Source organism: Actinomadura sp. J1-007 (genome assembly GCF_009793335.1).
GTDB classification, from domain to species: domain Bacteria; phylum Actinomycetota; class Actinomycetes; order Streptosporangiales; family Streptosporangiaceae; genus Spirillospora; species Spirillospora yumaensis.
This window is the reverse complement of sequence record NZ_WING01000001.1, coordinates 3,626,687-3,639,305: the sequence shown is the minus strand read 5'-3', so window position 1 is coordinate 3,639,305 and position 12,619 is coordinate 3,626,687. Positions and strand designations below refer to the sequence as shown.

Annotated in this window: 11 protein-coding genes and 1 riboswitch; of the genes, 7 read left to right on the top strand and 4 right to left on the bottom strand. The window is 72.3% G+C overall.

The window, feature by feature from the left end:
* Nucleotides 1-55: 55 nt before the first annotated feature.
* Both GEV43_RS16510 and GEV43_RS16505 read right to left on the bottom strand, forming a co-directional pair.
* Complete coding sequence (locus GEV43_RS16510) at nucleotides 56-1,078, bottom strand: ribonucleotide-diphosphate reductase subunit beta (RefSeq protein ID WP_309239665.1); 1,023 nt, start codon at nucleotides 1,076-1,078, stop codon at nucleotides 56-58.
* Nucleotides 1,075-3,345, bottom strand: a complete 2,271-nt coding sequence (locus tag GEV43_RS16505) for a ribonucleoside-diphosphate reductase subunit alpha (protein WP_160821465.1) — start codon at nucleotides 3,343-3,345, stop codon at nucleotides 1,075-1,077. The genes GEV43_RS16510 and GEV43_RS16505 overlap by 4 nt, the downstream gene beginning before the upstream one ends.
* Before the next feature lie 280 nt (nucleotides 3,346-3,625).
* Nucleotides 3,626-3,849, bottom strand: a riboswitch (cobalamin riboswitch).
* 109 nt (nucleotides 3,850-3,958) lie between these two features.
* On the opposite strand from GEV43_RS16505, the gene GEV43_RS16500 reads away from it, so the two are divergent.
* The 4 genes from GEV43_RS16500 to GEV43_RS16485 all read left to right on the top strand — a co-directional run bounded on the left by GEV43_RS16500 (nucleotide 3,959) and on the right by GEV43_RS16485 (nucleotide 6,784).
* A complete protein-coding gene (locus GEV43_RS16500; RefSeq protein ID WP_160821464.1) occupies nucleotides 3,959-4,564 on the top strand; it encodes an MFS transporter in 606 nt (201 codons plus the stop codon).
* 100 nt (nucleotides 4,565-4,664) lie between these two features.
* The gene (locus GEV43_RS16495) at nucleotides 4,665-5,384 is read left to right on the top strand and encodes a YcnI family protein (protein WP_160821463.1); all 720 of its coding nucleotides are present in this window, start codon (nucleotides 4,665-4,667) and stop codon (nucleotides 5,382-5,384) included.
* Nucleotides 5,381-5,905: a copper resistance protein CopC gene (locus tag GEV43_RS16490; protein ID WP_160821462.1), complete on the top strand. Its 525-nt coding sequence runs from the start codon at nucleotides 5,381-5,383 to the stop codon at nucleotides 5,903-5,905. The genes GEV43_RS16495 and GEV43_RS16490 overlap by 4 nt, the downstream gene beginning before the upstream one ends.
* Before the next feature lie 117 nt (nucleotides 5,906-6,022).
* Nucleotides 6,023-6,784, top strand: a complete 762-nt coding sequence (locus GEV43_RS16485; RefSeq protein WP_160821461.1) for a group II truncated hemoglobin — start codon at nucleotides 6,023-6,025, stop codon at nucleotides 6,782-6,784.
* A 22-nt stretch (nucleotides 6,785-6,806) separates the two neighbouring features.
* Here GEV43_RS16485 and GEV43_RS16480 read toward each other — a convergent pair whose 3' ends face one another.
* Nucleotides 6,807-8,162: a hypothetical protein gene (locus tag GEV43_RS16480; RefSeq protein ID WP_160821460.1), complete on the bottom strand. Its 1,356-nt coding sequence runs from the start codon at nucleotides 8,160-8,162 to the stop codon at nucleotides 6,807-6,809.
* 24 nt (nucleotides 8,163-8,186) lie between these two features.
* A complete protein-coding gene (locus tag GEV43_RS16475) occupies nucleotides 8,187-8,645 on the bottom strand; it encodes a DNA-processing protein DprA (RefSeq protein WP_160821459.1) in 459 nt (152 codons plus the stop codon).
* Between the two features lie 67 nt (nucleotides 8,646-8,712).
* Between GEV43_RS16475 and GEV43_RS16470 the strand changes: the two genes are divergently transcribed.
* The 3 genes from GEV43_RS16470 (at nucleotide 8,713) to GEV43_RS16460 (ending at nucleotide 12,558) form a co-directional block, all read left to right on the top strand.
* Nucleotides 8,713-9,000, top strand: a complete 288-nt coding sequence (locus tag GEV43_RS16470; protein WP_160821458.1) for a hypothetical protein — start codon at nucleotides 8,713-8,715, stop codon at nucleotides 8,998-9,000.
* 211 nt (nucleotides 9,001-9,211) lie between these two features.
* Nucleotides 9,212-10,894 carry an AMP-binding protein gene (locus GEV43_RS16465; RefSeq protein ID WP_160821457.1) on the top strand — a complete coding sequence of 561 codons (1,683 nt, stop codon included), beginning with the start codon at nucleotides 9,212-9,214 and terminating at the stop codon, nucleotides 10,892-10,894.
* Nucleotides 10,891-12,558, top strand: coding sequence for an AMP-binding protein (locus GEV43_RS16460; RefSeq protein ID WP_160821456.1), 1,668 nt, complete (start codon nucleotides 10,891-10,893; stop codon nucleotides 12,556-12,558). The genes GEV43_RS16465 and GEV43_RS16460 overlap by 4 nt, the downstream gene beginning before the upstream one ends.
* The last annotated feature ends 61 nt before the right edge of the window (nucleotides 12,559-12,619 follow it).

Genomic DNA, 12,619 nt, shown 5'->3' with positions numbered 1-12,619 from the left:
TGCGCCAGGTGACAAACACCTAACCCCGCCGCCCGCGGACCCGTGCCCGGCGGCGCTAGAACGCCTCGTCGAACGCCACGTCGCCCTCCACGCCGATCTGGTAGGCCGAGACGCGGCGTTCGAAGAAGTTGGACAGCTCCTGGACGTCCTGCAACTCCATGAAGGCGAACGGGTTGGCGGTGCCGTAGCGGACCGGAAGGCCGAGGCGGGCGAGGCGCTGGTCGGCGACGTACTCCAGGTAGCCGCGCATGTCGTCCGCGCCCATCCCGGGCAGGCCGTCGCCGCACAGGTCGCGGGCGAACGCCAGCTCCGCCTCGACGGCCTCCTCCATCATCCGCGTGACCTGCGCGGTCAGCTCGGCGTCGAACAGCTCGGGCTCCTCCGCCCGGACGGTGTCGACCACGGAGAACGCGAACGCCATGTGCATCGACTCGTCGCGGAACACCCAGTTGGTGCCGGACGCGAGGCCGTTCAGCAGGCCGCGCGAGCGGAGCCAGTAGACGTAGGCGAACGCGCCGTAGAAGAACAGCCCCTCGATGCACGCGGCGAAGCAGATGAGGTTGAGCAGGAACGCGCGCCGGTCGGCGGCCGTGCGCAGCTCGTCCAGCGAGTCGATCGACCCGATCCAGCGGAAGCAGAACTCGGCCTTCGCGCGGATCGACGGGATGTGCTCGACCGCCGCGAACGCCTTCGCGCGCTCGTCGTGGTCGGGCAGGTACGTGTCGAGCAGCGTCAGGTAGAACTGGACGTGCACGGCCTCCTCGAAGAGCTGCCGCGACAGGTAGAGGCGGGCCTCGGGCGCGTTGAGGTGCTTGTAAAGGTTCAGCACGAGGTTGTTGGCCACGATCGAGTCGCCGGTCGCGAAGAACGCGACGAGCCGGTTGACCAGGTGCAGCTCGGCGGGCGTCAGCCGGGCGAGGTCGGCCAGGTCGGACGCCAGGTCCACCTCCTCGACCGTCCAGGTGTTGCGGATCGCGGCCCGGTAGCGCTCGTAGAAGTCGGGGTAGCGCATGGGCCGCAGGGTCAGGTCCATGCCGGGGTCCAGGAGCATGGCGCGTTCTCCGGTTCGGGTGGTCACTGGCACGCCTCGCAGGTCTCGGGGTTCTCAAGGGAGCAGTACACGGCGTCCGCGTCCGGCGCCGGCGCGGCCGGAGCGGCGGAGTCCTCCGCCGCGAGCGTGGTCTGGGCGATCCGGGTCGCGGGGCGGGAGCGCAGGTAGTAGGTGGTCTTGAGGCCGCGCCGCCACGCGTAGGCGTACATCGAGGAGAGCTTGCCGATGGTCGGCGTCTCCATGAACAGGTTGAGCGAGTGGCTCTGGTCGATGTACGGGGTGCGTCCGGCGGCCATGTCGATCAGCGCCTTCTGCGGCAGCTCCCACGCGGTGCGGTAGCGGGCGCGCAGCTCCGCCGGGATCTCGGCGACGCCCTGGACGGAGCCGCCCGCGCGCTTGATCGCGTCCCGGACGGCGGGCGTCCACAGGCCGAGGTCCTTCAGCTCGGCGACGAGGTAGCCGTTGATCTGGAGGAACTCCCCCGACAGCGTCTCGCGCTTGAACAGGTTGGACACCTGCGGCTCGACGCACTCGTAGCAGCCCGCGATGGACGCGATCGTCGCCGTCGGCGCGATGGCGATCAGCAGCGAGTTGCGCAGGCCGACGTCCGCGATCCGGGCCCGCAGCGCGTCCCACTCGGCGGCGCGGGTCGGCGCGGCGTCCGGGAAGTGGTCGGGGTGCAGCTCGCCGCGCGCCGTACGGGTCGCGGCGTACGCGGGCAGCGGCCCGAGCTCGGCGGCGAGGTCGGCGGACGCGCCGTACGCGGCGAGCGCGATCTCCTCAGCGATCCGCGTGGACAGCTCGCGCGCCTCGTCCGAGTCGAACGGCAGCCGCAGCTTGAAGAACACGTCGGCGAGGCCCATCACGCCGAGGCCGACCGGCCGCCAGCGCCGGTTGGCGCCCGCCGCCTCCCGCGTCGGGTAGAAGCCGCGGTCGATCGTCCGGTCCAGGAACCGCACGGCCGTACGGACCGTCCGGCGCAGCCGCTCCCACTCCACGCCGGACGGGCCGGTGTGCGCGGCGAGGTTGACCGATCCGAGGTTGCACACGGCGGTCTCGCCGTCGGACGTCACTTCGAGGATCTCGGTGCACAGGTTGGACAGGTGGACGACGTTGCCGGGCTCGGCGGTCTGGTTGCACGCGCGGTTGGCGGCGTCCTTGAACGTCATCCAGCCGTTGCCGGTCTCCGCGAGCGTGCGCATCATCCGCCCGTACAGGCGCCGCGCGGGGACCCGCCGGACGTACCGCCCCTCGGCCTCGGCGCGCCGGTACGCCTCGTCGAACGCCTCGCCCCACAGGTCGGTCAGCTCGGGGACCTCCTTCGGGTCGAACAGCGACCAGTCCGCGTCGGCCTCGACGCGCCGCATGAACTCGTCCGGGACCCAGTTGGCGAGGTTGAGGTTGTGCGTGCGGCGCGCGTCCTCGCCGGTGTTGTCGCGCAGCTCCAGGAACTCCTCGACGTCGGCGTGCCACGGCTCCAGGTAGACGCACGCCGCGCCCTTGCGCCGTCCGCCCTGGTTGACGGCGGCGACGCTGGAGTCGAGCGTGCGCAGCCATGGGACGATGCCGTTGGAGTGGCCGTTCGTGCCGCGGATCAGCGAACCGCGCGCCCGGATCCGGGTCCACGAGACGCCGATCCCGCCCGCGTACTTGCTGAGCCGCGCGACCTGCGCGTACCGCTCGTAGATCGACTCCAGCTCGTCGCGCGGCGAGTCGAGCAGGAAGCAGGACGAGAGCTGCGGGCGGCGCGCCGCCGAGTTGAACAGCGTCGGCGAGCTCGGCAGGTACGACAGCGTGCTGAGCAGCCCGTACAGCTCCGCGGCCTCCGCGACCGTGTCGGCGAGGCCGCACGCGACGCGCAGCAGGAAGTGCTGGGGCCGTTCGAGGACGCGGCGCGTCGTCGGATGCCGCAGCAGGTACCGGTCGTAGAGGGTCCGCAGCCCGAAGTACTCGAACCGGTCGTCGCCCGCCTCGTCGACCAGGCCGTCCAGCGCGTCGGCGTTGTCGCGGACGAACGCCGCCGGGCCGTCCGCCAGCAGCCCGCAGGCGTGCGCGGCGGCCACCGATCCGGCGAACGTCCGCACCCCCTCCTCCGCCGCCTCGTCCGCGATGTGCGCGCCGAGCAGCCGCGCGGCGACCTTGGAGTACGCGGGCTCGACCGCCACGAGCGCCGCCGCCTCGCCGATCGCCAGCTCCCGCAGCCCGCCCGCGTCGGCCCCGCCCCCGGCCCGCACGGCCGCGACGACCCGCCCCGGATCGGCCCCCGCCAACCCCGCACAGGCCGCGGCCACCATCGCCCTGAGCCGCTCCCCCGCGTCCGCCGCGCTCGCCGTGTCCGGTCCGTTCCCCGTGCCGGGCCGCTCCGGCGCGACCGGTCCTCCCGCCGCTCTCGGGCCTCGGGGCGTTCCTCGGCGGTCGGCGCGGTCGCGGACCGGACTTCGGGGCCGGGTGGGGCGGTCAGGTTCTGTGTCACGTGCTCGTGTCCCCTCGCGTGCGGCTCGGCTTCGCGTTCGGGCGCGCGAACGAGGCGCGGCGAGGCGGCCGCGCGCCGTCCACAGGCCCTCCCGCGGAGCCCGGACGATCATCGGTGCGGGCAGGTCTTCGGACTCACGGGCACCGCGCCTCCGGAGAGGCGCGACCTAGTGGCCGTCGCTTCCCGGCCCGCCGGGCGGGCCAGTGCGTGATGACGGCGGTCGTTCCCGTTCACCGCTGCGGGGCAGTCCCGGACTCCCACCGGGTTCCCTCTTACGACGCCCGGCCGTTTCCGGCGCGGGCGAACCAGCACGAGGCAAGACCCTACATCTTGATGAGAGCCGGAACGCAACCCCAACATGTAGGGCGTGTCTCGAGCGATCTTCGAGGGGCGGGGTGGAGTCCGCGTGCCCGGGATGGGACGATGGGCCCGCCATGTCGCCGCATCCGCCGAGCCCGCTGTTCCGCACGTCACGGGCTGTCGTCTTCGCCACCGTGTGCGTCGCCTTGGCGACCCTCGGGCACGCCATGGCGTCGGGGTCGGCGGTGCCCGCGTGGGCGGTGCTGGCGGGGTTCGCGGGCACCTTCGCGGTCACCGCGGCGCTCGCCGGCCACGAACGGTCCCTGGCGACGCTGACCGGAGGGCTGCTCGGCGGGCAGTTCGCGCTGCACGCGCTGTTCGTGAGCGCGAGCGCGCCCGCGGCGTCGATGCAGCACCATCCCGCGTCGGCGGCCGGGCCGTCCGGGCACGGGTCCGGCACGGCGATGACGCTCGCGCACATCGCGGCGGCCGTGCTGTCGGCCTGGTGGCTGCGGCGCGGCGAGCGGGCCGCCTGGTCCCTCGCCCGGCGCCTGTCGGCCGTGGCCGACCGGCCGATCCGGCTGCTGCTCGCGCTGCTCGCCGCCGAACCCGCCGCCCCCCGGCCGCGCACCCCCGTCGTACCTGCGGCGGACGTTCCCGGCCCCGCCGTCCGGGTGCTGAGGCACCTGGTCGTCCGGCGGGGTCCCCCGGCCCGTTCGAGGGCGCTCGCCCGGTCCTGAGGGACCGCGGGCGCCGTACGCCACCGGACGCCGCCCCGGCGCTTCCGGCTCCCGTCCGTACTCCCGTACGGCCCGTACACCCTCGAACGGAGCAACAGACATGCTCGTCAAACAGCGCGCCCGCCGCCGCGCCGCCCTGGTCGGCGCCGGCGCCGCCATCGCCGTCGTCGGCCTCGCGTCCGCCGCGTCCGCCCACGTCACCGTCAACCCCGGCACGGCCGAGCAGGGCGGGTTCACCAAGGTGTCGTTCCGCGTCCCGAACGAGCGCGACGACGCGGGCACCACCAAGGTCCAGGTGGACCTGCCGGCCGACCACCCGATCGCGTTCGTGTCGGTGCGGCCCGTCCCCGGCTGGGACGTCAAGGTCGACAAGACCAAGCTGAAGACGCCGGTGAAGTCCGAGGGCGGCGAGCTGACCAAGGCCGTCTCCAGGATCACCTGGAGCGGTGGCAAGATCGAGGCGGGGCAGTTCCAGGAGTTCGACGTGTCGCTCGGCCCGCTGCCGACCGGCGTCGACCGGGTGCTGTTCAAGGCCGAGCAGACCTACTCCGGTGGCGAGGTCGTCAAGTGGGACCAGGACCCGGGCAACGGCCCGAACGAGCCCGAGCACCCGGCGCCCGTCCTCAAGCTGACCCCGAAGGGCGCCGCCGAACCGGCCGCCGCCGGCGCCCCGTCCGTCAAGGCGAGCCCGGCCGCGGCGACCGAGTCCGACGCCTCCGACGGGACGGCCCGCACGCTCGGCGGCATCGGCATCGCGGTCGGCGTGATCGGCCTCGCGGTCGGCGGCTACGGCCTGTCCCGCGCCCGGACCCGGTCATGAGGCGCTTCGCCGCAGCCGCCGTCCTCGCCCTGGCGGCCCTGCCGTTCCTGGCGTCCCCGGCGTCGGCGCACACCACGCTGAAGTCGGCCGACCCGGCGTCCGGCGCGCAGGTCGCGCCGCCCGCGCAGATCACGCTGACGTACGCCGACCCGGTGATGGTGCCGCAGGTCGTGCTGACCGACGCGAGCGGCGGACGGCACGAGTCGGGCCCCGCCCGCGCGGTCGACAACAAGGTGACCCAGCAGGTCAACGGCACGCTCCCGAACGGCGTCTACAACGTCGGCTGGCGCGTGGTCGCGACGGACGGCCACCCGGTCACGGGCAGCTTCAAGTTCACGGTGAAGGGCTCGTCCGCCGCGTCCGCCCCAAGCTCGGCGCCGGCGGCCGCGCCCTCGACGGCCGCGGCGTCGGACGAGGGCTCGTCCGGCTCGTCGGGCTGGCTGTGGGTCGGCCTGGTCGCACTGGTCGTCGTCGTGGCGGGCGGCGGCGTGGCGTGGGCGCTGAGGTCGCGCCAGAGCTGACCGGAGGGGGCGTCCGTTCGCGGAAGGCGATCACGGTCGCGAACGGACGCCCCTCCCCGAAACCGGGCCCCCATGCCATGATTACTTGATTACATCCCGGGCCCGGAAGGACGCTGCATGATCGTCGAATACCTCCGCTACCGCATCGGCCAAGCGGACGCACCGGAGTTCGAGGCCGCCTACGGCCGCGCCGCCGCGTCCCTCGCCGCCGCCCCGCAGTGCGTCGACTACGAGCTGTCCCGCTGCGTGGACGAGCCCGAGTGGTACGTCCTGCGCATCGGCTGGACGTCCGCGAAGGACCACCTCGAAGGATTCCGGGGCGGCGAGCACTTCAAGGCGTTCTTCGCCGAGATCCGCCCGTACGTCCAGCAGATCGAGGAGATGCGGCACTACGAGCGCACCGCCGTGCGCGGCAACGGCGGCTCGGTGCCCACCCTGTACGACTGGGCGGGCGGCGCCGAGGCGTTCGAACGGCTCACCGAGACGTTCTACGAGCAGGTCCTCAAGGACGACCTGATCGGCCCGCTCTTCGCCGGGATGGACCCGGGCCACCCCCGCTACGTCGCGATGTGGCTCAGCGAGGTCTTCGGCGGCCCGTCCCGCTACAGCGACGAGCGCGGCGGCTACACCCACATGGTCACCCAGCACCTCGGCCGCGCCATCTCCGACGCCCAGCGCCGCCGCTGGGTGAACCTCCTGATGGACGCCGCCGACGAGGTCGGCCTCCCCGCCGACCCTGAGTTCCGCGCCGCGTTCGCCGGCTACATCGAGTGGGGCACCCGCATCGCCCTGGCCAACTCCCAACCCGGCGCCAAACCCCCCATGCAGGCCCCCGTCCCCCACTGGGGCTGGGGCGTAGCCCCGCCCTACCTCCCCTGACCAAGGCCCCGCACGCGACGCGTCAGGTGCCGATGAGCGCGGCGTGGATGTGGTCGTCCAACTCGTCGACGAACGGCTCGCCGCGCCAAGGACCGAGTTCCCGCCGCGCTCTTCTGAGCCGGATGGCGGGCACACGGCCCCGGGTACGGGCTGTGAGATCGACGCATTCGTGAAGTAGGGCGGCGGCCGCCTCTGGTGCCCCCGGCCCACCGATTCGCAGCCGGGCGATCGCCCTGTCAGTGAGGACGATCGCACGCTGCACCGATTCACGACGGCTCGTGAGAACGGCTGCGGACCTGGCCAGTTGCCGTTCCGCCGCGTCGGCTTCCCCGAGAAAGATTCCGCAGACGCCTTCGAAACCGCGCAGACGCCCTTTACAGAAAGCCGCGTTCATCGGGTCCCCGGTGGTGTCGGCGTCCAGAACGTGCCGAGCGAGGCGGAGCGCCGCCCGAGCGCGGCGATGCATGACCGGTTGCCCTCGTGCGGCCATTTCGGCCTGCAACGCGTGTGCTCGGGCTCGCACGAGGACGCTGTCACCGCTCTGAGCGTCCCGTACGGCGGCGTCAACGTTTCGGGTCGCGCGGCCGACGTCCCCTGTCGAGTAATAGACCACCATCGTCTGGCTCGACCGGATCAGAGCGCGGCGCGACATCTCAGCGGCTCCGACCGTGTTCACCGCGTCTTCGTACAAGGCGAGTGCCGTGGCGTCGTCATGCATTTCGAACGCCAGCCGCGCGGCGAGGGCGCAGGCGTCAGCGGCGACCTGGCGGAGTCGTGCGCGTACCGATGACGGCTGTTCGCCGCGCAGGAGGCGCCGACATGCGTCGACCACAGCCGCCTGGGCCAGGTGCAGCCGGACGAACGGCACACTGCCGATCCGTTGGTTCACGCTGTCGCTGGCGGATGCCAGGGCCTCCAGCGCACCGAGCTCTACCGACTCGGGAGCGGCGAGCGCGGCCGCCAGCTCCGCCCGCTGCCCCGGCCCGAGGAAAAGGAGAAAACCCATTGCGGGATCGGCGACGGCGTTCACCACGCAGTTCGTGAGTTCTTCGATTCGGCCGGGCGCGATTCCATGAAGAGAGAATACCTCCAGCAATTCCTGGAAATCCGAGCCCGGACCGACCTCGACCGTTCCGAGCGGAGACCGGGCATAGGCGAGCGCGAGGAGGTACTGATACTGCTCGTCGGGGACGGTACGGCCGGCCTCCCAGCGGGCAATGGTCCGGCGGATATTGGGAATCTGCGCCATCGCGATGCGCGCGATCCGGTACGTCCGGGCCTGGGAACGGAGTTCGAGGGCGAGATCCGTCCACGACCATCCCCGTCTGACGCGGAGCCGCCGAAGCGTCCGGGAACCGTTCTGCCAGTGCGCGTCCACACGCTCAGTACAGCACCGACCGCGTCACACGGGCACCACCAAGCGCGCTTTGTCCAGGTTCGCCGCGTAATCGATCGTGTAAAGGGTGCCGCTCGACGTGGTGCCCTTCCGGGGAAATCCGATCACCATGTCGGACCGGTCGACCATCCACCGGTTTCTCGCGTGGTAACCGGGCGTACGGGTTTCGCCGCCGAGCTCGACCAGATCGGAAAGCCGTCCCGTCTCACCTACCGACCGCACGGCGTGCTGGGCCTCGTCGGGCTGGTCGCCGAGTCCGGCGGGCACCACCACCACGAGTTCGGCCTCGGTCTCGCCCGCCAGCCAGAGCAGTGCGAGTGAGTCGATCCCCGCCGCACCGCCGAGGTGGAACCGTACGCCCGCCCGCGCGAACGGAGTCAGGTAGTCGGCGAAGATCCTGCGGTAGTCGTCCGGCGCGCGATGGACGGTCGCCCGGGTGCCGGTGATCGTCACGGCCTGCGGCATCGGGTCCCGTTCCGTGTCATCGGATGTCATCTCCTCACGCGACGTCCGCCCCGTTGTACTCGGACGCATGAGTGAACATTCCCACCTGGGCCGGTCAACGGCCGGGCAGCCCTGGCTCTACGTATGGGACGTGGAGCCGTACGGCACCGCGAACGGCGGCGAATGCGGCGTGACCGGCGATGAGAGCGCCGCGATCGGCCATCTGCGCCGAGCGCTCGGCAACGCACCGCCGGGGACGGCGGGCGCGGTGAGCCGCGTCCGCCCCTCCCCGTCGGGACGGGCCGTCTACATCTACCTCGGCACGGTCGCCCAAGGCCGCCGCGATCAGGCGTCCGGAGTCGTGATCTACTCCTGACGAACGGAGAAGACCGTCCGCGTCCGGCCCCGGCCGCGCGTTTGCGGACGCCCGTCGGGCGGGCAGGCTGACCAGCGCGAGACGCTCGCGCGGTGCTTGGAGACCGCGGCGTGTCGCGGCTTGGCGTTACCCCCGTTCGGGGGTGGTGTGGGTCACGGTCGTGTCGAACGATCCTCGTAACCGGGTGGCAGTGCGGCTACGAGGAGGAACCATGCCGGCGGTCGAGTTCAGGGCGGCCCGCGACTTCCTGCTGGCTCACCGGGAGGACCACGCGGCGGCGGCGGAGAAGTTCCGCTGGCCCGTCCTCACCGGGTTCAACTGGGCTCTGGACTGGTTCGACGCGATCGCCGAGGGCAACGACGCGCCGGCGCTGTGGATCGTCGAGGAGGACGGGTCCGAGGCGCGGTACTCGTTCGCCGAGATGTCGCGGCGGTCGAACCAGGTCGCCAACCGGCTGCGCGCGGCCGGGGTGAAGCGCGGCGACCGGATCATCCTCATGCTCGGCAACCAGGTCGAGCTGTGGGAGACGGTGCTCGCCGCGACCAAGCTCGGCGCGGTGATGATCCCGTGCACGCCCCTGCTCGGCCCGGCGGACCTGCGCGACCGGCTGTCGAGGGGACGGGCCCGCCATGTCGTGGCGGGCTCGGCCGACGCTGGCAAGTTCGCCGGGCTGGAGGGCGACTACACGCGGATCGCCGTGGGCGAGCCGGTGGACGGCTGGCTGCGGTACGACGAAGCGTACGGGGCGGACGAGCGGTTCGAGCCGTACGGCGCGACGCGGGCCGACGACACGCTGCTGCTCTACTTCACCTCGGGCACGACCGCGCGGCCGAAGCTGGTCGAGCACACGCACGCCTCGTACCCCGTCGGGCACCTGTCGACGATGTACTGGATCGGGCTGCGGCCCGGCGACGTCCATCTCAACATCTCCTCGCCCGGCTGGGCGAAGCACGCGTGGAGCAACGTGTTCGCGCCGTGGAACGCCGAGGCGTGCGTGTTCATCTTCAACTACGCGCGGTTCGACGCGGAGCGGCTGCTCGACACGCTCGAACGGTGCGGCGTGACGAGCTTCTGCGCGCCGCCGACCGTGTGGCGGATGCTGATCCAGGCCGACCTGAGCCGCCTCGCCACGCCGCCCCGGGAGGTGGTCGCGGCGGGCGAGCCGCTCAACCCCGAGGTGATCGAACGGGTCCGGCGGGCGTGGGACCGGACGATCCGCGACGGGTTCGGGCAGACCGAGACGACCGTGCAGATCGCCAACACGCCCGGACAGCCGGTCAAGGCCGGGTCGATGGGACGGCCCGTGCCCGGGTACGCGGTCGCGCTGATCGACCCGCTGACCGGCGAGCCCGGCGACGAGGGCGAGATCTGCCTCGACCTGTCCGAGCGGCCGCTCGGGCTGATGGCGGGCTACCACGGCGACGAGGAGCGCACCGCCGAGGCGATGGCGGGCGGCTACTACCACACCGGCGACATCGGGTCCCGCGACGAGGACGGCTACATCACCTACGTCGGGCGGGCCGACGACGTGTTCAAGGCGTCCGACTACAAGATCTCGCCGTTCGAGCTGGAGAGCGTGCTGATCGAGCACGACGCGGTCGCCGAGGCCGCCGTCGTCCCGTCGCCGGACCCGGTGCGGCTCGCGGTGCCGAAGGCGTACGTCACGCTCGCCGCCGGGTGGGAGCCGGACGCGGAGACCGCCGCGGCGATCTTCGCGCACAGCCGGGCGCAGCTGTCCCCGTACAAACGGGTGCGGCTGCTGGAGTTCGCCGAGCTGCCGAAGACGATCTCCGGGAAGATCCGGCGGGTCGAGCTGCGCACGGACGAGGCGCGCAAGCACCCGTCCCCCGACTCCCGTCCCGAGGGCGAGTTCCGCGAGGAGGACCTGCGATGACGTCCTCCGCGCCGACCCCTGCGGGCGCGCTGCCGTCGTACGCGTCGGGCACGTCGGCGGCGCCGCTGCTCGGCGACACGATCGGCGCGAACCTGGACCGCGCCGCCGCCGCGTTCGGCGACCGCGACGCCCTGGTGGAACGGGCGACCGGCCGCCGCTGGACGTACGAGCGGCTGGTCGCCGACGTGGACGCGGTCGCGCTCGGGCTGCTCGGCCTCGGCGTCGGCACGGGCGACCGGGTCGGGATCTGGGCGCCGAACTGCGCCGAGTGGTTCCTCGTCCAGTACGCCACGGCCAGGATCGGCGCGATCCTGGTCAACATCAACCCCGCCTACCGGGTGCACGAGCTGGAGTTCGTCCTCAACCAGGCCGGGGTCCGCACGCTCGTCGCCGCGCCGTCGTTCAAGACCTCCGACTACGGCGAGATGATCGCGGACGTGCGGCCCGCGTGCCCCGACCTGCGCGACGTCCTGCTGATCGGCCGTCCCGAGTGGGACGCGCTGCTGGAGGCGGGCCGCGCGGGCGACCGGGCGCGGCTCGCGGAGATCGGCGCGGGCCTCGGCCCCGACGACCCGATCAACATCCAGTACACGAGCGGGACGACCGGGTTCCCGAAGGGCGCGACGCTGTCGCACCACAACATCCTCAACAACGGCTACTTCGTCGGCGAGCTGTGCGGCTACGACGAGGAGGACCGGATCTGCGTGCCGGTGCCGTTCTACCACTGCTTCGGCATGGTGATGGGCAACCTCGCGTCCACCAGCCACGGCGCGTGCGTGGTCATCCCGGCGCCCGCGTTCGACGCGGCGGCGACGCTGGAGGCGGTCGCGGCGGAGCGCTGCACGTCCCTGTACGGCGTCCCGACGATGTTCATCGCCGTGCTGAACGAGCCGTCCCTGGAGGGCCTGGACCTGTCCAGCCTGCGCACCGGGATCATGGCGGGCTCGCCGTGCCCGGTGGAGGTGATGAAGCAGGTCATCGAACGGCTCGGCATGGCCGAGGTCGCGATCTGCTACGGCATGACCGAGACCTCGCCGGTGTCCACGCAGACCCGCGCGGGCGACTCGCTCGACCGCCGCGTGTCCACGGTCGGGACCGTCCACCCGCACCTGGAGGTCAAGGTCGTCGATCCGGACACCGGCGCCACGGTCCCGCGCGGCACGCCGGGCGAGCTGTGCACCCGCGGCTACTCGGTGATGCTCGGCTACTGGGACGAGCCGGACCGTACCGCCGAGGTGATCGACGCCGCGCGGTGGATGCACACCGGCGACCTCGCGGTGATGGACGGCGACGGCTACGTCAACATCACCGGCCGGATCAAGGACATGGTCATCCGCGGCGGCGAGAACGTCTACCCGCGCGAGGTCGAGGAGTTCCTCTACACCCACCCCGACATCGTGGACGCGCAGGTGATCGGCGTCCCGGACGAGAGGTACGGCGAGGAGCTGATGGCGTGGGTGCGGCTGCGGCCCGGCGCCGAGCCGCTCACCGCCGAGGCGCTGCGCGCGTTCTGCGCGGACCGGCTCGCCCGCTTCAAGATCCCGCGCTACGTGCACGTGGTGGACGAGTTCCCGATGACCGTCACCGGCAAGGTCCGCAAGGTCCAGATGCGGGCCGAGGCGCTCGACATCCTCGGCCTGCCCGAACCCGGCGCCCGCCGCTGAGCCCGGTGCGCCGTGGACGGGCCGGACGTGGCGAGGGGGCTTTCCCCCGGAGGTTCTACCG